At 74.8% G+C, this 21,149-nt stretch carries 23 protein-coding genes; 13 read left to right on the top strand and 10 right to left on the bottom strand.

The genetic code is table 11. The features are described from left to right. Positions 1 to 93: 93 nt before the first annotated feature. From ACI79D_RS07665 to ACI79D_RS07645, 5 genes are all read right to left on the bottom strand, one after another. Complete coding sequence (locus tag ACI79D_RS07665) at positions 94 to 597, bottom strand: VOC family protein (RefSeq protein WP_456917732.1); 504 nt, start codon at positions 595 to 597, stop codon at positions 94 to 96. 27 nt (positions 598 to 624) lie between these two features. Next, positions 625 to 1,005 carry a GNAT family N-acetyltransferase gene (locus ACI79D_RS07660; protein ID WP_456917826.1) on the bottom strand — a complete coding sequence of 127 codons (381 nt, stop codon included), beginning with the start codon at positions 1,003 to 1,005 and terminating at the stop codon, positions 625 to 627. A gap of 71 nt (positions 1,006 to 1,076) precedes the next feature. Beyond that, positions 1,077 to 1,526, bottom strand: a complete 450-nt coding sequence (locus ACI79D_RS07655; protein ID WP_456917833.1) for a hypothetical protein — start codon at positions 1,524 to 1,526, stop codon at positions 1,077 to 1,079. Between the two features lie 172 nt (positions 1,527 to 1,698). After that, entirely contained in the window at positions 1,699 to 2,691 is a 993-nt protein-coding gene (locus ACI79D_RS07650) for an ABC transporter substrate-binding protein (protein ID WP_456917731.1), read from the bottom strand. Positions 2,692 to 2,720: 29 nt separating this feature from the next. Next, entirely contained in the window at positions 2,721 to 4,067 is a 1,347-nt protein-coding gene (locus ACI79D_RS07645; protein ID WP_456917730.1) for an SLC13 family permease, read from the bottom strand. A 171-nt stretch (positions 4,068 to 4,238) separates the two neighbouring features. On the opposite strand from ACI79D_RS07645, the gene ACI79D_RS07640 reads away from it, so the two are divergent. After that, positions 4,239 to 5,027 (top strand): IclR family transcriptional regulator, encoded by a 789-nt coding sequence (locus ACI79D_RS07640; protein WP_456917729.1) that lies wholly within the window; start codon positions 4,239 to 4,241, stop codon positions 5,025 to 5,027. A 6-nt stretch (positions 5,028 to 5,033) separates the two neighbouring features. Here the strand turns inward: ACI79D_RS07640 and ACI79D_RS07635 are convergent, their stop codons facing one another. Then, the gene (locus tag ACI79D_RS07635) at positions 5,034 to 5,189 is read right to left on the bottom strand and encodes a hypothetical protein (RefSeq protein ID WP_456917831.1); all 156 of its coding nucleotides are present in this window, start codon (positions 5,187 to 5,189) and stop codon (positions 5,034 to 5,036) included. 103 nt (positions 5,190 to 5,292) lie between these two features. Between ACI79D_RS07635 and ACI79D_RS07630 the strand changes: the two genes are divergently transcribed. Both ACI79D_RS07630 and mgrA read left to right on the top strand, forming a co-directional pair. Then, positions 5,293 to 5,670, top strand: a complete 378-nt coding sequence (locus tag ACI79D_RS07630; protein ID WP_456917728.1) for a hypothetical protein — start codon at positions 5,293 to 5,295, stop codon at positions 5,668 to 5,670. Positions 5,671 to 5,705: 35 nt separating this feature from the next. Further along, positions 5,706 to 6,740: an L-glyceraldehyde 3-phosphate reductase gene (gene mgrA, locus ACI79D_RS07625; protein ID WP_456917727.1), complete on the top strand. Its 1,035-nt coding sequence runs from the start codon at positions 5,706 to 5,708 to the stop codon at positions 6,738 to 6,740. 3 nt (positions 6,741 to 6,743) lie between these two features. Here mgrA and ACI79D_RS07620 read toward each other — a convergent pair whose 3' ends face one another. Next, the gene (locus ACI79D_RS07620) at positions 6,744 to 7,583 is read right to left on the bottom strand and encodes an SRPBCC family protein (protein ID WP_456917726.1); all 840 of its coding nucleotides are present in this window, start codon (positions 7,581 to 7,583) and stop codon (positions 6,744 to 6,746) included. Between the two features lie 62 nt (positions 7,584 to 7,645). Further along, positions 7,646 to 8,368: a YoaK family protein gene (locus tag ACI79D_RS07615; protein WP_456917725.1), complete on the bottom strand. Its 723-nt coding sequence runs from the start codon at positions 8,366 to 8,368 to the stop codon at positions 7,646 to 7,648. 159 nt (positions 8,369 to 8,527) lie between these two features. Here ACI79D_RS07615 and ACI79D_RS07610 point away from each other — a divergent pair, with 159 nt between their 5' ends. From ACI79D_RS07610 to ACI79D_RS07580, 7 genes are all read left to right on the top strand, one after another. Continuing rightward, positions 8,528 to 9,265, top strand: a complete 738-nt coding sequence (locus ACI79D_RS07610) for a TenA family transcriptional regulator (protein WP_456917724.1) — start codon at positions 8,528 to 8,530, stop codon at positions 9,263 to 9,265. A 130-nt stretch (positions 9,266 to 9,395) separates the two neighbouring features. After that, positions 9,396 to 9,791 carry a Rieske (2Fe-2S) protein gene (locus tag ACI79D_RS07605; RefSeq protein ID WP_456917723.1) on the top strand — a complete coding sequence of 132 codons (396 nt, stop codon included), beginning with the start codon at positions 9,396 to 9,398 and terminating at the stop codon, positions 9,789 to 9,791. A 10-nt stretch (positions 9,792 to 9,801) separates the two neighbouring features. Further along, positions 9,802 to 11,034: an NAD(P)/FAD-dependent oxidoreductase gene (locus ACI79D_RS07600; protein ID WP_456917722.1), complete on the top strand. Its 1,233-nt coding sequence runs from the start codon at positions 9,802 to 9,804 to the stop codon at positions 11,032 to 11,034. Then, positions 11,034 to 12,494, top strand: a complete 1,461-nt coding sequence (locus ACI79D_RS07595; RefSeq protein WP_456917721.1) for an aldehyde dehydrogenase family protein — start codon at positions 11,034 to 11,036, stop codon at positions 12,492 to 12,494. Before ACI79D_RS07600 ends, ACI79D_RS07595 begins: the two co-directional genes overlap by 1 nt. Next, positions 12,491 to 12,931, top strand: coding sequence for a Rieske (2Fe-2S) protein (locus ACI79D_RS07590; RefSeq protein ID WP_456917720.1), 441 nt, complete (start codon positions 12,491 to 12,493; stop codon positions 12,929 to 12,931). The genes ACI79D_RS07595 and ACI79D_RS07590 overlap by 4 nt, the downstream gene beginning before the upstream one ends. Continuing rightward, complete coding sequence (locus tag ACI79D_RS07585; RefSeq protein WP_456917719.1) at positions 12,931 to 14,544, top strand: gamma-glutamyltransferase family protein; 1,614 nt, start codon at positions 12,931 to 12,933, stop codon at positions 14,542 to 14,544. The genes ACI79D_RS07590 and ACI79D_RS07585 overlap by 1 nt, the downstream gene beginning before the upstream one ends. Continuing rightward, complete coding sequence (locus ACI79D_RS07580) at positions 14,537 to 14,977, top strand: RidA family protein (RefSeq protein WP_456917718.1); 441 nt, start codon at positions 14,537 to 14,539, stop codon at positions 14,975 to 14,977. Before ACI79D_RS07585 ends, ACI79D_RS07580 begins: the two co-directional genes overlap by 8 nt. A gap of 48 nt (positions 14,978 to 15,025) precedes the next feature. Here the strand turns inward: ACI79D_RS07580 and ACI79D_RS07575 are convergent, their stop codons facing one another. Continuing rightward, entirely contained in the window at positions 15,026 to 15,481 is a 456-nt protein-coding gene (locus ACI79D_RS07575; protein ID WP_456917717.1) for a GlcG/HbpS family heme-binding protein, read from the bottom strand. Positions 15,482 to 15,646: 165 nt separating this feature from the next. Here ACI79D_RS07575 and ACI79D_RS07570 point away from each other — a divergent pair, with 165 nt between their 5' ends. The 3 genes from ACI79D_RS07570 (at position 15,647) to ACI79D_RS07560 (ending at position 20,674) form a co-directional block, all read left to right on the top strand. Further along, positions 15,647 to 17,350 carry a helix-turn-helix domain-containing protein gene (locus tag ACI79D_RS07570; protein WP_456917716.1) on the top strand — a complete coding sequence of 568 codons (1,704 nt, stop codon included), beginning with the start codon at positions 15,647 to 15,649 and terminating at the stop codon, positions 17,348 to 17,350. Positions 17,351 to 17,687: 337 nt separating this feature from the next. Then, positions 17,688 to 19,310, top strand: a complete 1,623-nt coding sequence (locus tag ACI79D_RS07565; protein WP_456917715.1) for a hypothetical protein — start codon at positions 17,688 to 17,690, stop codon at positions 19,308 to 19,310. Further along, positions 19,307 to 20,674: an amidase gene (locus tag ACI79D_RS07560; protein WP_456917714.1), complete on the top strand. Its 1,368-nt coding sequence runs from the start codon at positions 19,307 to 19,309 to the stop codon at positions 20,672 to 20,674. The genes ACI79D_RS07565 and ACI79D_RS07560 overlap by 4 nt, the downstream gene beginning before the upstream one ends. A 9-nt stretch (positions 20,675 to 20,683) precedes the next feature. Here ACI79D_RS07560 and ACI79D_RS07555 read toward each other — a convergent pair whose 3' ends face one another. After that, positions 20,684 to 21,148 (bottom strand): SRPBCC family protein, encoded by a 465-nt coding sequence (locus ACI79D_RS07555; RefSeq protein ID WP_456917713.1) that lies wholly within the window; start codon positions 21,146 to 21,148, stop codon positions 20,684 to 20,686. Between the last annotated feature and the right edge of the window lies 1 nt (position 21,149).

The raw sequence follows: 21,149 nt of genomic DNA, 5'->3' as shown, positions 1-21,149 counted from the left end.
CCCCGCGGCGCCACCGGACGCGCGCCGGCCGGAAGACGGCCAGGTCAGGCCGCACCCGCCGGGGGAGAGGGCGGGTGCGGCCCCCGGGCGGGGTCAGAGCACGTGGTGGCCGTACATCTCCCCGAGCGGGTCGGCGATCAGCTCGATGCGCGCGCCGTCGGGGTCGCGGAAGTACACCGACACCCCGCTGTGCACCTCGTGGGGCACGCCGGCGTCGGCGAGCCGCTGCACCAGCTCCTGCCACCGGTCGGGATCGACGCTGATCGCCATGTGGTGCAGCCCGCCGAGCACCTCGGCGTAGGGGCCGACGTCGAGGCCGGGGAAGTCGAAGAAGGCGACGAGGTTGCCGTTGCCGATGTCGAAGAAGAAGTGCGACGAGCCCGGGTAGTCGCGGTTCTCGATCAGCTCGGTGAGCGGGAAGCCCAGCACGTCCTGGTAGAAGCGCACGGTGCGCTCCACGTCGCTGCTGATCAGCGCTGTGTGGTGCAGGCCGCGGGCAGTCGTGGCGGGGCGCTCGCCGGCCGGCTTGAGGTGGGCGGCGCGGATACGGGCGCGCTCGGCGTCCAGCGCGGCGGGATCGGGGGCGGTGGTGGTCATCGCGGTGGTCCTCTCGGTGGCGGGGCGTCAGTGGTCCGGTGGGGCGGCGGCGGGGGCGAGGTCGAACTGCGCCCGCCGCTCGACGGGCACGAGGTCGAGGTAGGCCGGGTGACGCCGGATGTAGCCGCGGATGAACGGGCAGAACGGCAACACCGACCGCCCCGAGTCCCGGGTCGCGTCCAGGGCACCGCGGGCCAGCACCGAGCCGAGCCCGCGGCCCTCGAAGGCCGGGTCCACGACGGTGTGGGTGAAGGCGACCGACGACGCCGTCCGCCGGTACTCGGCGAACCCCGCGACCGCGCCGTCCACCAGCACCTCGAACCGGCCGGCCTCGGGGCGGTCCACCACTGTCGGCTCGTTCTCGGGCATGGCACACCGGTCCTCTCGTTCGACGGTGGAGTCTCCCAGGAGAGGATCGCGCGCGGCCGCAGGTGGCGGGGCCGTCCGGTGCGCAGGTGCGCCCGTCGGCCCCCGCGGGCTCAGCGGCCGGCGGCCCGTGGCCGGGGGACGGCGGGACGGTTGCTGACCCGCCCCTCCATCAGGCAGGTCGTCCCGGCGGCACGGGTCCGCGCCCCCGCGATGCGCCGGCGCGCCTCGTGCACCAGCGCGCCGTCCTGCCGGGGAGCGCAGACCAGGATCGGGCGGTCCGCCCGGACGGCGGGGTGGGCGAAGGCCTGCTCCACCAGCTGCGTGCTCAGGGGGTCGGGCAGGTCCGGGCCGTCGACCCAGAACTCGACGACGACCTCCTCGTCCGGCTCCCACACGTGGGCCTCGGCCACGGAGGCGTCGGACATCACCACGGTGACGGCGGACGGTTCGACGACCAGCTCCCAGCGCCGTCCGTCCGGTGCGCCACCGGGGATGCGGCGGGGTCCGACCGGGGCGGTGGGGGCGGACCGGGGTCGGGGCGTCTGCGCGGCGAGGGTCAACTCGGTGCTCCTCGGGTGGGGTGTGGGACGAGCCGTCTCCACGGTGCCGAGCCGTCGGCGCCCCCAGCAGGGCCGTTGGTCCCGCAGCTCGCCGTCCCCGTCGGCGGCGGGCCGTCCACGGCGCGGGACCGGCCCCCGTGCGCCCGGTCCCGGACGCGCGGACGCCCCGGTGTCAGATGACGAACGAGGCCAGGGACTCCGGTGCGAACAGCTCCTCCGGCTCGTACTGCCGGGGGGAGAGCCCCTGCTCGTGGTGGTAGCGCAGGAACGTCTCCAGCGTCCGCCGGTTGGACTCCAGGCCGTAGGGCCACCAGTCCTCGCCGAGGGCCGAGCGGGTGCGCTCGACCTCGGCCCACAGCCACGGCAGGGCGTACCGCAGCGCGGCGGTCTCGCCGATGCCGGCCAGGCCGACCTCCTTGGCCGCGCCGCAGGCCTTGACCAGCTCCTGGGCCAGCCAGCGGTTCTGCTCGTAGACCTCCCGGCGGATCACCAGCGTGTGCATGATCGGGAAGATGCCGGTGCGGGCGTGGAACTGCCGCTCGACCTCCGCCGGGTCGGCGAACAGCCGCCGGATCCCGCCGCCGTCCGCGGTGTTGAACGGCCCCGGGTTGCGGGCGCTGTAGACCGCGTCGAGCTCGCCGTCGAGCAGCATCTGGGACAGCGTGTCGGCGGGGCCGATGGGCGCCACCTCGACGTCGGCCGGCAGGTCCAGCCGCACCTTCTCCGTCCGGCCGGTCTCGTCCAGCCCGCCGGTGCGGTAGCGCACCGACTCGACCGGCAGGCCGTGGTGCTCGGCGAGGATGCCGCGGATCCACACCGAGGCGGTGATCTGGTACTCCGGCACCCCGACGGTCCGGCCGGCGAGCTCGGCCGGGTCCTTGATGTCGGAGTCGGCGCGGACGTAGATGCCGCTGTGCCGGAACGCCCGGGACGGGAACACCGGCACCGCGACGAACGGGGCGCCCTTGCTCAGCGTCATGACGTAGCTGGACAGGGACAGCTCGGCGATGTCGAACTCGCCGAACTTCAGCATCCGGAAGAACGTCTCCTCGACCGGCAGGTCCAGGAAGTTCAGCTGGGCGCCGCCCACGCGGACGGTGCCGTCGCGCAGGGCCTGCATGCGGTCGTAGGCCTGGCAGGCCATCGTGAAGGCGGGTGCGGCCATGGGGCGCACTCCTCTCGTGGTTCGGGAGGTCAGCCCAGCTGGGCGGGCAGGACGAAGAGCAGGACGGAGGCCAGCGGCGCGACGACGATCATCGTCAGGCCGAAGGTGAGCAGCTTCCGGGAGACCGACCGCTGCTGGTCCTCGGGTGCGCTGGCGACGACGAGCGCGCCGACGGACGAGAACGGGCTGGCGTCGACGACCGTGGCCGACAGGGCGATGGCGATGAGCACCGCCGTGGGGGAGAGGTGCCCCAGCGCCATGAGCGGGATCGCCAGCGGCACGATCGCGCCGATCACCCCGGTGCTCGAGGCGAACGCCGACACCAGCGCGGCCACGCCGCACAGCAGCAGGGCGCTGACCACGGGGGAGCCGACGCCGGCGACGGCCTCGCCGATCCGGGTGATCGTGCCGGCGCGGTCGAGCACCTCGATCAGGGTGACCAGGCCGCACACCAGCAGGATGACGTTCCAGCTGATGTGGGCGGTGTTCTCCTTGCGCGGGAACACGGCGTGCACCACGACCGCGGCGACGATCGCCAGCATCCCGATGTCCCAGCCCATCACCAGCGAGCCGAGCGCGACCAGCGCGATCGCGACCAGCGTGGTGACGCGGGCGGCGTCCAGCCGGGGCCGGACCGCCGTGGGCGCCGCGGTGCGGACGGCGGTCGCCGCCCCGCCACCGCCGGTGCCCGCCGACGGCGCGGACTCCAGCGGGGTGCCGCTGCCGTCGGCCGGACCGCCGGCGGCGCGGACGGCGTCGTCCAGCCCCCGGCCGGTGGCGCGCAGGCCGCCCATGACGACGTAGACGACGACCGCGAGGACGACGTTGAAGGCCAGGGTGCCCAGCCACAGCGTGACCGGGCCGACGTCGAAGCCCTCGCTGGCCACGGCCTCGTTGGCGATGATCCCGAGGGTCGACAGCGGGGAGAAGGTGCCGGCCCCGACGCCGGTCACGACCATGAGGCCGGCCAGCAGCGGCTTGATGCCGAACTCGCGGGCCAGGCTGAGGCCGATCGGCGCCATGATGCCGGCCGCGGCCTGGCCGGGGGCGCCGGCCGAGGTGACGGCCGCGGTGACGGCGAACAGCAGCAGCGGCACGACGCGGGCGTTACCGCGCACCAGCCGGGCCATCGACATGACCAGCCACTCCGTCGTGCCGTTCGCGGCGGCGACGGAGAACAGGTAGGTGATGCCGAACAGCAGGATGAACAGGTTGGCCGGGAACCCGGACAGGATGGTGGGGAGGTCCTCCCCGAGCACGAGCGTGCCGAGGCCGAAGGCCCCGACGAGCGCCAGGGCGCCGATGTTGACCGTGCTGATGGTGCCCACGAGGAACACCACGAGCAGCACGACGACAGCGAGCACGTCGATGGACACGTTGCCTCCGCAGACAGGGTCCGGGACTTCCGGACGCGAGGGGGAGACGGGGCGGGCGAGGGCCCGCACCCGAGGCGGTGGTACCGGGAGTCGTCGTCCCGGCCGCTTGTACACATGGGACCCGGGTCACTGTGTCCCGGACAACAGTCCTCCCTATAGTCGGGAGAATCCGTGGCAGAAGGAGAGGTCGGGGTGGCCGGCAGGGAGTCGCGCAGCGTCGCGTCCAAGGTGTGCGAGGTGCTCGACGCGATCGGTGCGGCCCCGGCCGGGCTGTCGGCCACCGAGGTGAGCCGGCAGACCGGCATGCCCCTGTCGACGGCGCACCGGCTGGTGCAGACGCTGGCGGCGTGGGGTGGCCTGGAGCGGCAGCCCGACGGGCGCTACCGGGCCGGGCTGCGGCTGTGGCAGGTGGCCGCCTCCGCGCCGCGGGCCAGCGCGCTGCGGGACACCGCGCGGCCGTTCCTCGAGGACCTCTACGAGGCGACCCAGCAGAACGTCCAGCTCGCCGTCCGCGACGCCGGCGCCGCCCTCGTCGTGGAGCACTTCGCCACGCGGAGCGCGGTCCCCACGGCGACCCGCATCGGCGGCCGGCTGCCGCTGCACGCCAGCGGCGTCGGGCTGGTCCTGCTGGCGTGGGCGCCCAAGGAGGAGCAGGACGCCGTCCTCGAGGGGCCGCTCGAGCGCTACACCGCCAACACCGTCACCGAGCCCGGCCGGCTGCGCCGCGTCCTCGCCGAGGTCCGCCGGGCGGGCGTGGCCGTGGCGACCAGCACGATGCCGCTGCCGGCGCTGGCCGTCGCCGCACCGGTCGTCGGCCGCGGCGGGGTCGTCGTCGGCGCGGTGTCGGTCGTCGTCCCGCCGGGGGACACCTCCGCGCCCAGCTACGTCCCCGCGGTCATCGCGACCGCGCGCGGGGTGTCCCGGCAGCTGGCCGGCGTCCCTGTGGCGGTGCGCCGCTGACCCCGGTCAGATGCGGTGCTTCTGCCGTCCCCAGCCCAGGACCGCGGTGAGCAGGAAGAACAGCAGGCCGACGACGACCAGCCAGAACAGGCCCTTCACGACGGCGCCGATGACGGTGATGACCAGCCAGACGACCAGCAGGAGTCCGAGGAAACGGAGCACGGTCATCTCCCGGGGGACGGCGCGAGGGTGTCGACCCCGACCCTAGGCCCTGACGGGCCTCCGACCAGGGCCGACCGGCCCCGCACCGAGAGGAGATCGCACCGTGCCCGACGACCTCGACGCGCTGGTCACCGCCGTCGGCCCGGAGGTGGCCGCGCTCGTCCGCGCCGCCGACGAGTTGGTGCGGCGCACCGACCCGGACGTCGTCCGCATCGTGTGGCCGCACCAGAGGACGGTCGGCTACGGCGTGGGCCCGAAGAAGACGACCGAGCACTACGCCTACCTCGCCGTCTACGGGCAGGTGCTCAACCTGGGCTTCAACCACGGCGCCGCGCTCGACGACGGCGGCCTGCTCGACGGCACCGGGAAGTCCTTCCGCAAGCTGCGCGTGCACGGCCCCGAGACGCTGGCCGACCCGCGGGTGGCCGACCTGCTGCGTGCCGCCCGGGCCGAGCGCCTGGCCGCCCTCGGCCGCACGTGAGGCCGGGCGTCGCGCCTGCTGGTTGGATCGACGGCATGGCCTTCCGCGCGTCCGACGCCCGCTACGACTCGATGACCTATCGGCGCACCGGCCGCAGCGGCCTGGACCTGCCGGCGATCAGCCTCGGCCTGTGGCACAACTTCGGCGACGACGTCCCGTTCGACCGCCAGCGCGCGATCCTGCGCCGCGCCTTCGACCTGGGCATCACGCACTTCGACCTGGCCAACAACTACGGACCGCCCTATGGGTCGGCGGAGACCAACTTCGGCCGGCACCTGGCCGACGACCTCGCGCCCTACCGCGACGAGCTGGTGATCTCCACCAAGGCCGGCTACGACATGTGGCCGGGCCCGTACGGCCAGGGCGGTGGCTCCCGGAAGTACGTGCTGGCCAGCCTGGACCAGTCGCTGCGCCGGATGGGCCTGGAGTACGTCGACATCTTCTACTCCCACCGGCCCGACCCGACCACGCCGCTCGAGGAGACGATGGGCGCGCTGCACAGCGCCGTCCAGGCGGGCAAGGCGCTGTACGTCGGCATCTCCAGCTACGGCACGGAGGACACCGCGAAGGCCGCGGCGATCCTGGCCGACCTCGGGACGCCGCTGCTGATCCACCAGCCGTCGTACTCGATGCTCAACCGCTGGATCGAGACCGAGGGCCTGCTCGACACCCTGGAGCAGGTCGGCGCCGGCTGCATCGCCTTCTCGCCGCTGGCCCAGGGCATGCTCACGACCAAGTACCTCGACGGCGTCCCGGCGGGCTCGCGGGCCAGCCAGGACAAGTCGCTGTCGACCGACCTGCTCACCGAGGAGTCGCTCCGGCACGTCCGCGCGCTGAACGAGATCGCCCAGGGGCGCGGGCAGGGCCTGGCCCAGATGGCGCTGGCCTGGGCGCTGCGCGACCCCCGGGTGACCACCGTGCTCATCGGCGCGAGCAGCGTCGGACAGCTCGAGCAGAACGTCGGCGCGCTGGACGGGCTGTCGTTCAGCGACGAGGAGCTGGCCGCGATCGACGAGCACGCGGTGGACGCCGGCATCGACATCTGGCAGGGGCCCCGCACCGGGGCCTGACGGTCAGCGCGGCCGGTCGGCGGTGCCGTCCTCGTCGCGCCGGACGCCGGGGTCGAGGCTGCGCTGGGCGATCGGCTCGGGCCCCTCGTCGAGCACCTCCGACGGCACCCCCACCGCCGCCGGCGAGGTCCCGGGGGAGGAGGTCGGGGCCGGCTCGGCGGTGCGGGCGGCCTCCCGCTCCGCCGGCGTCACGGGCACCGGCCCCGGCTTGTCGTCGGGCTCCTCCTCGGCGCCGGAGCGGCCCGCCGCCACCGCCGCACCCACGGCCGCGGCACCCGCGGCGACCGCGGCGGCGCCGGCGGCGACCGCGGTCCCCGACACCCCGGCCTTGCCGCTGTCGCCGCGCGTGGCCGCGGCGTCCTCGACACCCGGGGTCCGCACGCCGGCGCCTGCGTCGATCGACCCCCGCCAGGCGCCGGTCGCGTACCCCTCGTCCTCGACGAGGGCCTTGAATCGCTCGAGGTCGGCGCGCACCTGGCGCTCGACGATGCCGAGCTTGTCGCCGACCTGCTCGACCAGCCCCTCGGGCTCGTACTCCAGCGTCAGGTGCACCACCGTCGAGGCCGGGCCCGCCGGCTCGAACCGGACCTCGCCGGCGTTGGTGGCGCCGCTGGTCGCCGCCCAGGCGATCCGCGTGTCGGGCACCTGCTCGAGGATGGTCGCCTCCCACTCCCGCCGGACGCCGGCGATCTGGGCCACCCAGTGCAGCCGGCGGTCGTCGAGCTGGCGCACCTCGGTCACGCCGCCCATGAAGTGCGGGAAGTCCTCGAACTGCGTCCACTGGTCGTAGGCCGTGCGCACCGGCACGTCGACCTGCAGGGAGTGTTCGGCCCGGGTCGTCATCGCGTCCTCCGTCGTCGCAGGAGGCCCCGGGGTACCCGGGCGGGGGCGCGCGGAAGCGCCGGTCAGCGGTGCCGGCCGAGCACCGCCGCCACGGCCACCACGGTGCCGAGCGCGGCCAGCTGCAGCACGGGGGCGGCCGGCGGCGCGAGGTGCAGCAGCCCCGCGGCGGCCGCGGCACCGGCCACCAGGCCGAGGATGATCTCCACGCTCGAGCGCACCTCGCGGTAGCCGCGCCCGGACACCAGGCGCATGACGACCGTGGTCAGGGTGCCGGTGAGGTAGGTCGTCGACATCCCGGGGACGCCGAAGCGCTGCACGGTGCTGCTCTGGATGCCCAGCGCGAGGGCCATCGTGAACAGCAGGACCTGGGTGAGCACCGGCCCGGGCTCCCCGCCGGTCAGCCACCAGCCGACCGCGTACCCGGCCAGCAGCACGAACTCGACGGCGAGGGCCAGGGTCACCCGCCGCGGCCACACCGGGTCGCCCGGCTGCGGGTGCCCGGCCAGCCGGACCCCGAGCGCGGCGCCGGCGCAGAAGGTCAGGATCGCGCCACCGGAGGCGATCGCCAGCGCGCCGTCGGCCGAGCTCGCGGAGACGCCCAGGATCACCAGGTTGCCGGTCATGACGCTGGTGAAGGCCCCGCCGAGGGCCAGCAGGCCGATGGCGTCGGTCGCGCCGCTGACCACGGCCAGCGCCACCACCAGGGCCTGCCGCAGGCCGGTGCTCACCCGGCCGGCGGCGACGGCGGGCGGCGCAGACGGCGCAGCGACGGGAGAAGCGGACACGACCGAGGAGTCTCCGGCCCGACGTCGTCCCGCGCGTTGGTCGAACTGCCCATCGAACCCTCCCATCCATGTGCACTGTGACCCTCATCGGGAGGGCGTCGCTGCTCCTAGCTTCATCGGCACACAGCCACCGCTGGAGACGACCGAGAAGGCGATGTCATGACTCAGATGCTCGACCGCACCGAGCTGCTCAGCCCCGAGGACTTCCGCGTCGCGCTGCAGGACGCGATCAAGGGCCGCGAGGCCAAGAACGCCTCCTTCAGCCAGGCGTGGGCCGACGGCAAGCTCGAGCGCCACCACTTCGCCCGCTGGGCCGAGAACCACTACCAGTACGTCGGCCCCTTCGCCGACTACCTCGGCTACATCTACGCGCAGACCCCGGACACCCTCACCGACGCCAAGGACTTCCTCCTCCAGAACATGTACGAGGAGGAGCTGGCCGACATCCGCCACACCGACCTGCTCATCCGGTTCGGCGAGGCGTGCGGCACGACCCGCGAGCGCATCGAGGACCCGAACAACGCCAACGCCGTCACCCGGGGCCTGCAGGCCTGGTGCTACGCGACCGCGATGCGCGAGCACTTCGTGGTCTCCACCGCGGCGCTGATCGTCGGGCTCGAGTCGCAGGTGCCCAGCATCTACAAGAAGCAGATCATCCCGCTGCGGGAGACCTACGGCTTCACCGAGGACGAGATCGAGTTCTTCGACCTGCACATCACCTCCGACGAGGTGCACGGCGAGCGCGGCTACCAGATCGTGCTCGAGAACGCGACCACCCCGGAGCTGCAGCAGCGCTGCCTGCAGTTCGTCCGCTGGGGCGCGGAGATGCGCTACTCCTACACCCGCGCGCTGTACGACACCTACGTCGCCCCCGACCTCGAGGGTGCCTCGGCCTGAACGGCCGGCCCCGGACCGGGGTGCCGGCACCCGGCGCCCCGGTCCGCGCGGTCGAGCACGACCGCCTCCCGCACGTCCCCGCCGGCCACGGCGCCGGTTCTCCCCGCACGCCCTCGACCGGAGGCCCCCCGTGAGCCAGCCCGCGAGCTCCGCGACCACCACACCTGCGCCCGCGCCGGGCTCCTGGGTGCACGTCGCCGACCTGAAGGAACTCACCCGCCGCAAGCGCAAGCAGGTCAGCCTCGGCGGCTGCCCGATCGCGCTGTTCCTCGTCGACGACGAGGTCTTCGCGATGGACGACGTCTGCGTGCACAAGGAGCGATTCCTCACCAAGGGCACGATCCTCAACGGCCAGGTCATCTGCCCGGGCCACCAGTGGCGGTTCGACCCGCGCACCGGCGAGGCCGAGGACCAGGAGGGCCGCCAGGCCACCTACGCCGTGCAGGTCACCGACGAGGGCGCGGTCCTCGTCGACCCCCAGCCCGTCACCCCCCGGCGCGAGAGCGCGCCCGACGCGTCCGCCTGAGGTGCCCGCCATGACTGCCGAACAGACCCTGGTCATCGTCGGCGCCGGCCACGTCGCCGCCTCCGCTGCCAAGGCGCTGCGCCGCCGCGGCTTCGCCGGCCCCGTCGTCGTCCTCGGCGACGAGCCGGTCGGCCCGTACCAGCGCCCCCACCTGTCCAAGGAGCGGCTCGCCTCCGGCAGCGACGCCGGCCTGTGGCTGCTCGACCCCGCCTGGTGCGCGGACAACGACGTCACGCTGCGGACCAACAGCCCGGTGGAGCGCATCTCCGCCGCCACCGGGGAGGTGCTGCTCGCCGACGGCGGCAGCATCCCGGCCGGCTCGGTCCTGCTCGCCACCGGCGGCCGCCCGCGGCGGCTCCCCGGTGTCGACGGCGACCGTGTCCACCACATCCGCACGCTGGCCGACAGCGACCGGCTGCGCGAGCGGCTCACACCCGGGCGCCGGGTCGGCGTCCTCGGCGGCGGCTTCCTCGGCACCGAGGTCGCCGCCGCCGCGGTCACCCGCGGCGCCGACGTCGTCGTCTTCGACCGCGACCCGGTCCTGCTGGCCCGCCTGATGGGCCTCGACATCGGCGCCGCCGTCACCGGCCTGCACCGGCAGCGCGGGGTCGACCTCCGCCTCGGCGAGCCGATCAGCGCCGTCCGGGCCCGCGCCACCGGCGTCGACGTGCACACCGCGCACGGCATCGAGACCGTCGACGACCTCGTCGTCTGCATCGGGATCGAGCCCAGCATCGACGTCGCGGTCCGTTCCGGCCTGGTCGTGAGCAACGGGGTCGAGGTCGACGCGCAGGGGCGCACCTCGGTGCCGACCGTCTTCGCCGCCGGAGACGTCGCCGCCCACGACCACCCGCGCTACGGGCGGGTGCGGGTCGAGCACGTCGACGTCGCCCAGCAGCAGGCCGCGGCGATCGCCAAGACCCTCGCCGGCAAGCCCGCCACCTTCGCCGACCCGCACTGGTTCTGGAGCGACCAGTACGACCTGAACCTGCAGGGCCTGGGCCTGGGCGGGGTCCGGCCGGGCGACGAGCAGGTGACCCGCGGGGACCTCGCGGCCCTCGACGGCACCGTGTTCTGGCTGCGCGACGGGGTGCTCGTCGCCGCCGCCACCGTCGAGCGCGGCGAGGACGTCTCCGTCGCCCGGGAGCTCATCGACCTGGAGATCCCGGTCGACGCCGCCCGGCTCGGCGACGAGTCGATCGAGCTCGAGGAGCTCCTGGAGTTCGAGGAGGCGGGGGTCTGATGAGCGCTCGCACGGTGCGCAACCTGGTCGACGGGTCCTGGGTCGAGTCGGTCACCGGCCGGGTCCGGGAGCGCCGCGACCCCGCCGACGACCGCGAGGTGGTCAGCACCTTCCCCGAGTCCGACGCCAAGGACGCCGACGCCGCGGTGTCGGCGGTCGCGGCCGGCTGGCGCGCCTGGGGGGACACCGCGCCCGAGCAGCGCGCCCGGGTGCTGGAGAACGCCGCCGCCGTCCTGGAGGGCCAGCGCGACTCGCTGGTCGAGGAGTTGGTCCGCGAGGAGGGCAAGACCCGCGCCGAGGCCACGATGGAGGTCAGCCGGACGCCGGCGAACCTGCGCTTCTACGCGGGCGAGGCGCTGCGGACGGCCGGGCAGACGCTGCCCACCGGCGACGGCAGCCTGGTGTTCACCTGGCGCGGGCCGGTCGGTGTGGTCGCCGCGATCACGCCATGGAACTTCCCGCTCAACATCCCCTCGCGCAAGCTCGGTCCCGCGCTCGCCGCGGGCAACGGCGTCGTGTTCAAGCCCAGCGAGGTGACGCCGCTGCTCGGCCAGCGACTGGTCGACGCACTGCTCGAGGGCGGCCTGCCGGCCGGGGCGATCGCGGTCCTGAACGGCGGGGCGGAGGTGTCGCAGGCGCTCGTCGCCGACGACCGGCTCGACGCGATCACCTTCACCGGCTCGACCGCGGTGGGCGAGTCCATCCACCGGGCGGTGCGGGCCAGCCGGCGCACGCAGCTGGAGATGGGCGGCAAGAACCCCGTCGTCGTCCTGGAGGACGCCGACCTCGACCGGGCCGCGACGCTCATCGCGAAGGGCGCGTTCGGCCTCTCCGGCCAGGCGTGCACCGGCACCAGCCGGGTGATCGTCCACGACGCCGTCCACGACGCGCTGCTGGAGAAGGTGGCGGCGAAGGCCGCCGCGCTGCGGCTCGGGCCCGGCCTGGCGCCCGGCGTGGACCTCGGCCCGCAGGCCACCGCCCGGCAGAAGGAATCGGTGGTCGGCGCGATCCGGCGGGCGCTGGACGACGGCGCCCGGCTGGTCGTGGGCGGCCCCGGCGACCCGGCCGAGGACGACCCGGCGCTGGCCCACGGGCACTTCGTCCGCCCCACGGTCTTCGCCGACGTCGACCCGGCCTCGGCGCTGGCGACCGAGGAGGTCTTCGGCCCCGTGCTGGCCTTCCTGCGGGTGGGGTCGATGGACGAGGCTCTCCTCGTGGCCGACGCCACCCGCTACGGACTCTCCGCGGCCATTGTCACCGCCGACGTCGGGCGGGCCCTGCGCTTCGCCCGGGAGGTCCCCGCCGGCCTCGTGAAGATCAACCAGCCGACCACCGGCCAGGCGATGAACGCGCCGTTCGGTGGCCTCAAGGACAGCAGCACCCAGACCTCGAAGGAGCAGGCAGGAGCAGCGATGATGGCCTTCTACACGGTCGACAAGACCGTCTACCTGAGCGCATGACCGCCCCCGAGACCGCGCGCGGCGTGGTCACCGACGAGGAGCTGGCGGCCGCCGGCAGGGAGTGCGCGTTCGTGCGGGTCTGCCGCGCCGGCCAGGTGCCCAACGGGTACGTGCGCCGCTTCTACGCCGAGACCGAGCACGGCCAGCTGGAGCTCGCCGTCGCCCGCCTCGACGGCAAGGCGTACGCCACCAGCAACTACTGCACGCACCTGGACTGCCTGCTCAGCTCCGGCAAGCTGCAGGACGACGGCATCCGCTGCTCGTGCCACAACAGCGTCTTCGAGCTCGAGACCGGCCAGCCGATCCAGCCGCCGGCCACCGAGGCGATCCGCACCTACCCGGTGCGCGAGGAGGACGGCCAGGTGCTGGTCGGCATCTCCGAGCGCGACGTCCTGGAGGGCGGGCCCCGCCGGCGCAGGCCGCCGGCGGCCGGCTGATGCCCGCCTGGTCGCCGGCCGAGGAGGCCGGCCGCGGCCCCACGATCGCCTCCGGCGGCATGGTGACCAGCAGCTCCCCGATCGTCAGCCAGCTCGGCGCCGCCGTGCTGGCCGGCGGCGGGAACGCCGTCGACGCGGCGCTGGCCATGACGGCGATGTCGTGGCTGGCGCTGCCCGGGCAGTGCGGCATCGGCGGCGACGCCTTCGCCGTCGTCCGCGAGCCGGACGGGCGGGTGTGGACGGTCAACGGCAGCGGCTACGGGCCGGACGGCGCCTCGGCCGAGGGCTACCTCGACGAGGGGCTGACGGCGCTGCCGATGACCGGCGCCCGCGCCGTGGCCACCCCGGGCGCGCTGGCCGCCCTGGCCACGCTGCACGCGCGCAGCGGCACCCGGGAGCTGACCGAGCTGTGGGCGCCGGTCGCCGCGGCGGCCCGCGCCGGGCTGCCCTGCACGGTCAAGAACCGGGCCGACGTCGCCGAGCACGCCGGTGCGCTGTCGGCCGACCCCGGCCTGCGCCGCTGGCTGATGCCCGGCGGCCGGGTGCCGGCCGTCGGCGACCGGCTGCCCGCGCCCGAGCTCGCCGACAGCATCGAGCAGCTGGCCCGCCGGCCGCTGGCCCTGTACGAGGGTGACCTCGCCGAGCAGGCGGTGGCCCTGCTCCGCGCCGGCGGCGCCCCGTTCTCCGGCGACGAGTGGGCGGCCGGCCGCGAGGCCCCGGCGGCTGATGCGGTCAGTGCGCCCTACGGCGACCTGGTGGTCCACCAGACCCCGCCGCCGTCCCCGGGCTGGATGGTGCTGCACCAGGCCGCGCTGCTCGACGGGCGGCTGACCGGGCTGCCCACCTGCGGCGCCGACGCCGTCCACCTGCTCGCCCTGGCGGCGCGGCGGGCGTTCCGGGACCGCTACGAGCGGTGCGGCTCGGACACCGACGCCTGGCGCGACCTGCTCACCGCCGACGCGATCGAGCGGGCCCGCGGCGAGCTGGCCGGCGAGCCGCTCGTCACCGGCGGGGTCGGCATCGCCGGGGACACCACCAGCTGCGTGGCCGTCGACGCCGAGGGTCGGGCGGTCAGCGCCATCTCCTCGCTGGCCTTCACCTTCGGCGCGCGGATCTCCATCCCGGGCACCGGCATCGCGCTGAACAACCGGCTCGGCCGCGGTGCCTACCTCGTGCCCGGCCACCCCAACGCGCTCGCGCCGCGGCGCAAGCCGCTGCACACGCTCAACGCCTGGGTGCTCACCGACCGCGCCGGCCGGCTGCGGCACGCGGGCAACACCCCCGGCGGCGACGGCCAGGTGCAGTGGAACACCCAGGTCATCTCGCACCTGGTCGACGGCGGCCTGGACCCGCAGACCGCGGTCGCCGCGCCGCGCTCCACGGTCCACCCCGGCAGTGACGCCGACGCCGTCGGCAGCCCCGAGACGCTCCAGGTGGAGAGCCGGCTCGGCGACGCCGTCATCGGGGAGCTGGCCGCCCGCGGGCACGACGTGCGCGACGTCGGTCCGTGGGGCGGTGGCGGCAGCGCGCTGGTCGTCTCGGTGGACGCCGAGCGGGGCGTGTTCGCCGGCGGCGCCGACCCACGGCAGGACGGGGTGGCGCTCGGTGTCTGAGCTGTCCGAGCGGGCGACCGCCGTCCCGCCGCAGGGGGCCTACGTGCCGGCCGTCGTCCACGCCGGCCTGGTCTGGACGGCCGGGATGACACCGCGCCGCGACGGGCGGCTCGTCGTCCGCGGCGTCGTCGGCCGGGACGTCGACCTGGCCACCGCGCGGGAGGCCGCCGGCCTGGCCGCTGGCAACACGCTCACCGCGGTCGCCGAGGCCCTCGGCGGCCTCGACGCCGTCGCGCGGTGCGTGAAGATGACCGTCTTCATCGCCGCCGCCGACGACTTCACCGAGCACGCCGCGGTGGCCGACGGCGCCTCGGCGGTGCTGCGGGAGCGGCTGGGGGAGCGCGGCGTCGTGGCCCGCAGCGCGATCGGCGTCCGGACGCTGCCCTCGGGCGCGCCGGTCGAGGTCGAGCTCGTCGCCGCCGTCAGCGCTTGACCGGAGTGGATCCGTGCGGGTCACCCGCACGGATCCACTCCGCTCAGGTCACACCAGTGCCGGGTCCTGCGCCACGTGGTCGGCGAAGGCCTGCAGCGCCGCGGCGCCGACCGCCTTGTCCTGCTCGCCGTTGCCGCCGCTGACGCCGACGGCGCCGACGATCTGGCCCTCGTACACGATCGGGAAACCACCCACGAAGATGGCGAACTTGCCGGGCAGCATGTGCGAGATGCCGAAGGCCTCGTTGCCGGGCAGCGCGGGGCCGTTCGGCGGCTCGTTGAACAGGTGCGTGGCCCGCTCGTGGCCGGCTGCGGTGAAGGCCTTGGCGATGGAGATCTCCACGCCGGTCAGCCGGGCGCCGGGCAGCCGGTGCAGGGCGATGACGTTGCCGCCGTCGTCGCACACGCAGATCGTCTGCTTGACGCCGATCTCCTCCGCCTTGGCCCGGGCGGCCGCCAGCATCGGCAGCGCGTCGTCGAGGGTGATCCGGAAGACCTGGTGCACGGGGCTCTCCTCCTCCGGCCGAGGCCGGGTCGTCGGCTGCCGTCCCTCGCCCGGGCGAGGACGGCGTGTGGTGCCAGCCTCCGGGCTGGACGACGGCCCGGGCAATGGTGAGACTGCCGTACGACACGGGCACAGGGTTGTGCACTCTGACCGAAGGAGCGCGCCATGCCGCACGCCCACTCCGACGACGCGCTGACGCTCGCCCGGCTCCTCCAGGAGCCCGCGCTGCGGCGTGCCCGGATCCACGCCGGGCGCGCCGGGGCGGTCACCCGGGTGGAGTGGGTCGCGCCCTGGGCGGTGACCGGGACGCAGGAGGAGTCCCTGACCGGCGTGCTGGTGCACGCGCACGCCGCGGAGCTCGCGCGGGCCGGGGTGTCGATCGACGAGGCCGCCCGGGCGCTGGCCGAGCGGGGCGCCGCGGCGCTCCTCGTCGACGGTCACGAGCCCGGCGCCGCGGACGCCGAGGCCGCCTGCCGGCTGCCCCTGGCCACCATGGCCGACACCGTCTCCTTCGCCGTCCTCAACCGCCTGGTCGCCGACCTGACCCTGGCCCGGGAGACGCACGTGCTCCGCTACGGCCTCACCGTGCACCGGGCGCTGGCCGAGCTGCTCTACCGCGGGGCCGAGCTGCCGGCGCTGTGCAGCCAGATGTCGCGGATGTCGCAGCGGCCGGTGGCCGTCTTCGACAAGCAGGGCGTGCTGGCGGCGCTGGAGCAGCGGCAGCCGCGGGTCGTCGAGCCGGCCGACCTGGTGGCGGCGTTCACCGACCAGGCCGAGGCGCTGGGCACGGTGGGGGAACCCGAGGAGCTGCACCCACGGTTCGCCGAGATCACCCTGGCCGGGCAGCACCTGTCCTGCGTGCTCACGCCGATCGTCCTCGGTGGCCGGCACGACGGCTGGGTGCTGCTGCTCGAGGAGACCGACGACCCGCACCCGCACGACCTGGCCGAGCACCGCGTCCTCGTCGAGCAGGCCGCGCCGATCATCGGCACCGAGATGCTCCGGCTGCGCAGCGTGCAGCGGGCCAAGGAGCAGGCCCGCGGGGACTTCGTCCACGGCCTGCTGCACGGCCGGTTCGCCACCGTCGACGACATCAGCGCCCGCGCCGCGCACTACGACTTCCCGGTCCGCTCCTGGTTCGGGGTCGTGGTCGCCTCCGGCCTCACCACTCCGGCGGACGCCGACTCGCCGTCCCGGCTGCAGTCGATCGCCACCCAGGCCGCCCGGCTGCTGCCCGAGCAGGATCGGCACACGCAGGCGGCGATGGTGGGCGACGTGCTCGTGGTCGTCCGGGAGGCGGCCCGCCGCGGCACGATGGGGACGCCGGACAACGCGCTGGCCGCGGTGAGCGAGTACGCCGCGGCCCTGCACCGGTACCTCAGCCGCCGCAAGGACCAGGCCGGCCGGCCGATCCGGGTCGCCTACGGCCGCCCGGTGGTCGGCGCGCTGGCGATCCCCGACAGCTACCGCGAGGCCCGGATGGCGCACGGGCTGCAGAACCGGCTGCACCTGGCCGACGTGTGCGGGTTCCAGGAGCTGCGGGTGCACGCCGTCCTGGAGGACGTCGCGGCCGGTCAGGTCGGGGCGCGGTTCGCCTCCGACGTCCTCTCGCCGCTGCGCGACCCCGGCGCCGCCGACCTGGAGGACGCCGTCCTGGCCTACGTGGCCTCCGGCGGCAACGTGAACGCGGCCGCGCGGGACCTGCACATCCACCGCAACACGATGCTCTACAAGCTGGACCGGGCCTCCCGGCTGCTCGGCATGGACCTGCGGCAGGCGGAGAACCAGTTCACCGTCTGGCTGGCGCACACCCTCGACATGCTGGCGAGCACCGGGCGCGAGGTCGACCGGCTGGTCAGCCCGGTCTGACCTCGGCCGACGGGCCTGGGCGGGGACGGACGGGTCGGCGCGCCGGTCCCACCACCCTGACGGGCCCGGACGGTCGTGACCGAGCGCCTGCGCCGGCCGGTGGGAGCGGCGGGGATGTGCAGCGTGCACAACCGGCGAGGTGAGCGCTGGGCAGCATGCCGGTGAACAGGGGTGGCGCGGCCGCTAGCTTTCCGCGAACGACCACCGCTCCCGGTGATCGCGTCCCATCCGATGTCCGGCCGGTCGTCCCGTCTGGCGTTCACCACGGGCGGCTGTGCCCCGTGCACGAACTGGGAGGTCTTCGTTGACTGCGGCGCACTGGGTGTACCTGGCAGGTGTGGCATCGCTGATCGTGGTGATGCTGCTGCGGAAGAACGTGATCGTCCCCGCCGTCATCGCCACGTTCGTGACGACGTGGTTGTACACCGGGGACTTCCTGAACGGTCTCGGCTCGGTGTTCAGCGCGAGCATGGTGGCGACCACCGAGCTGCTGAACATCTTCCTGGTGCTCACGGTCGTGACCGCGCTCCTGGGGGCGCTGCGCGCGATCGGCGCCGACCGGCGGATGATCGCGCCCATGGCCCGCCTCATGAAGAACGGCCCGATCTCCTACATCGCCCTCTTCGTCGCCACCTACCTGCTCTCGCTGGTGTTCTGGCCGACGCCCACCCTGGCACTGCTGGCGGCCATCCTCCTGCCCGCAGCCATCGCGGCCGGCCTCTCCCCGCTGGGCGCCGCGATGGCCATCGCCATCGCCGGGCAGGGGATGGCGCTGGCCTCCGACTACGTGATCGGGGTCGCCCCGAGCCTGTCCGCCAGCGGCGCCGGTGTCCCCGCCGGCGCGATCGCCGACCGGGCGCTCGTGCTCAGCTGGGTCGTGGGCGGAGTGGCCATCACCATGACGTACTTCCTGCACGTCCGGAACGGTTCGCTCGCCGGCCTCCTGCCCGGCTCCCGGGGGCGGGCCTCGCGTCGCGACGCCGTCGTCGTGCTGCCGGCACAGGTGGACCTCAGCGAGGTTCCGGTGACCGTGGGTACGGCGCTCACCACCAAGGGCGAGCCCCTTCGCGTGCGGACCACGACCGCCGCGGACACCGCGACCGGCGACGGTCCGGGCAGCGGTGCCGGCGGCAACGGATCCGGTCCGGTCGACAGGACCGGCAACGGGCACGGGCTGGCCCTCGGCAACGGGCACGGCCCGATCGTCGGCAACGGCCACGTCCCCGCGGACGACGCCCCCGCCGCACCCGGGCGGGCGCGGCGGGCCCGGGTGTTCGCGATCGCCGTCCCCCTGGCGTTCGCCGCCCTGGTCCTCTACATGCTGCTCGGCAAGGTCACCGACCTGGTGCCCGAGGTGGAGCCCGGCTGGGGTGCCGCGCTGGTCGGCGGCCTGGCCCTGGTCCTCATGCTCGCGGTGACGGTCTCCTCGGGCAGCAACGGCCTGGAACGGGCCGGGGAGCACTTCGTCGACGGCTTGGTGTTCGCCTTCCGCGCGATGGGGGTCGTGATCCTCGTTGCCGGCTTCGTGCTCGTCGGCATCTCCGACTTCGCCGGGCGGATCATGCTGCTGCCCGAGGACGCCGAGGCGCCGGGCTTCCTGTTCGACGCCATCTCCAGCGGGGAGCGGTTCATCCCGGACAACCCCGTGGTGGTCATGTTCGCGATGCTGCTCGCCGGCATGCTGATCGGTCTGGACGGCTCCGGCTGGGCCGGCCTGCCGTTCACCGGGTCCATGGCCGATGCCTTCGCCTCCTCGACCGGCGGGGACGCCGCGACCCTCGCGGCCATCGCTCAGAACGCCGCGGGCTGGACGGGTGGCGGCACGCTGCTCATCTGGTCCTCGTTGATCGCCGTCGCCGGTCTCACGGGCGTCCCGGTGTCCACGCTCGCCCGCAAGCTGTTCCTCCCGGTCGTCACCGGCCTGGTCCTCAGCGTCGTGGTGGCGGCGGTGATCTGGTGAGCCGGGCGACTGTCCGGGGCCTCGCGGGTGACGTCCGCGCCGGCCGTCGGTCGCCGACGGAGGTGCTCGACGACGCGCTGACCCGCATGCACGCCGTCGACCCGGTGGTCCGGGCGTTCGTGTCGGTCGACGAAGAACGGGTGCGGGCGGAGGCCGCGGAACTGACCGAGGAAGCCGTGCGGGGCCGGTTCCGGGGACCGCTGCACGGCGTGCCGGTGGCGGTCAAGGACCTCATCGACGTGCGCGGTCACCCGACACGGTGCGGTTCCCTGGTGACTGACGACCGGCCGGCCGGGGACGACGCCCCGGCGGTGCGGCGGCTGCGGGAGGCGGGCGCGCTCGTCCTCGGCAAGACGGCCACCCACGAGTTCGCGCACGGTGTCACCACGCCGCCGACCCGGAACCCCTGGGACCCCGCGCACATCCCCGGGGGCTCCAGCGGCGGCTCGGCCGCGGCGGTGGCCTCCGGTCAGGTCCCTGCCGCCCTGGGCAGCGACACCGGGGGGTCCGTCCGGGTGCCCGCGGCCCTCTGCGGGGTCTCGGGGCTGCGCCCCCGGCCGGGAGACGTCCCGGTGGCCGGCTGCGTCCCGTTCTCCCCGAAGCTGGACACCTGCGGGCCGATCGCCGGGGACGCCGAGGACCTCGCTCTCCTCTTCGCTGTGCTGGCGGGGACCACCTGCCGGGCCGACGTGCCGGTGGAGGGGCTGCGCCTGGGGGCGGTCGCGGAGGAGGCGCTGGGGGACGTCGACGCCGAGGTCCTCGCCGCGGTCGAGGCCGCGGTGACCGTGCTGGGGGCCGATGGTGCTCGCTCCCTGACGGTGGACGTCCCACCCTTCGCTGCGTGGAGCGCGGCCCGCACCGTCTACGTGCTGTCGGACTTCCTCGAGGTGCACCGGTCGGCGGGCTGGTACCCGGGGCGCCGGGAGCGCTACGGGGAGGAGGTGGCCAGCTACCTCGGCGTGGCCGAGCGGATCACGCCTCGGGAGAAGGAGGCCGCCGTCCGCGAGCTGGGCCGGCTCGAACCGGCGCTGCGATCCGCCCTCGAGGACGTCGACGTGCTGGTCCTCCCCACGACGGCGATCCCGGCGCCGACCGTCGAGGAGACCGTCTTCCGCCCCGGCGACACCGGTCGCGCACCGGTGGTGGGGACGCTGATGCGGCTGTGCGGGCCGTTCAGCTGGTGCGGACTGGCCGCCGTCAGCGTCCCGTGCGGGTTCACCGGGGCCGGCCTGCCGATCGGGCTGCAGGTCGTCGGTCGCGACGTCCCGACGGTGCTCGGCGTGGCCGCCCGGTACCAGGGGCGCACCGACCACCACCTGCGGGTCCCGTCGGTGGATCCCCGTCCGGTGGCGGTCGGCGGCTGATCGGTCCGGTCAGCGGCCGCCGTCCTCGACCAGGGCGGCCAGCCGGTCGAGGGACAGCCGCCAGCCGGTCTCGTTGTCGGCCGGCGGGACGCCGTCGGGCAGCCCGTCGTGCACCGCGACCAGGTCGGTGCCGCCGTCGGCGTCGGCGAGGGTGATGGAGATGGTCATCTCGCCGCGCAGGGCGGGGTCGTCGGTCTCGAACTCGTCGACCTCGACGACGAGCTCGTCGGGCACGAGCCGGGCGAAGCGGCCCCGGTAGGTGTCGGTGTGCGCGGTCGTCTTCCCGGCCGGTCCCGGGTCGTCGTAGGTGAGCGAGATGCGGAACGTGCCGCCCTCGCCGCCGGTGAACTCGTGCACCTGCGCGGTCATCCCCGGGGGCACCTTCCAGCGGGCGATGGCGTCGGCGTCGAGGAGGGCGCGGTAGACCGCCGCGCGCGGTGCCCGGATGTGCCGGGCGACCCGGGTGGAGGTCACG

This window comes from Geodermatophilus sp. SYSU D00708 (assembly GCF_054050115.1).
This window is presented reverse-complemented; position numbering and strand designations above follow the sequence as displayed.

Excerpts from the sequence above, each read along its gene's own strand:
- ACI79D_RS07590 (WP_456917720.1), top strand. The coding sequence starts at position 12,491 with ATGACCGCCCCCGAGACCGCGCGCGGCGTGGTCACCGACGAGGAGCTG.
- ACI79D_RS07570 (WP_456917716.1), top strand. The coding sequence starts at position 15,647 with ATGCCGCACGCCCACTCCGACGACGCGCTGACGCTCGCCCGGCTCCTC.
- ACI79D_RS07650 (WP_456917731.1), bottom strand. The coding sequence starts at position 2,691 with ATGGCCGCACCCGCCTTCACGATGGCCTGCCAGGCCTACGACCGCATG.
- ACI79D_RS07610 (WP_456917724.1), top strand. The coding sequence starts at position 8,528 with ATGACTCAGATGCTCGACCGCACCGAGCTGCTCAGCCCCGAGGACTTC.
- ACI79D_RS07595 (WP_456917721.1), top strand. The coding sequence starts at position 11,034 with ATGAGCGCTCGCACGGTGCGCAACCTGGTCGACGGGTCCTGGGTCGAG.
- mgrA (WP_456917727.1), top strand. The coding sequence starts at position 5,706 with ATGGCCTTCCGCGCGTCCGACGCCCGCTACGACTCGATGACCTATCGG.
- ACI79D_RS07665 (WP_456917732.1), bottom strand. The coding sequence starts at position 597 with ATGACCACCACCGCCCCCGATCCCGCCGCGCTGGACGCCGAGCGCGCC.
- ACI79D_RS07620 (WP_456917726.1), bottom strand. The coding sequence starts at position 7,583 with ATGACGACCCGGGCCGAACACTCCCTGCAGGTCGACGTGCCGGTGCGC.
- ACI79D_RS07600 (WP_456917722.1), top strand. The coding sequence starts at position 9,802 with ATGACTGCCGAACAGACCCTGGTCATCGTCGGCGCCGGCCACGTCGCC.
- ACI79D_RS07585 (WP_456917719.1), top strand. The coding sequence starts at position 12,931 with ATGCCCGCCTGGTCGCCGGCCGAGGAGGCCGGCCGCGGCCCCACGATC.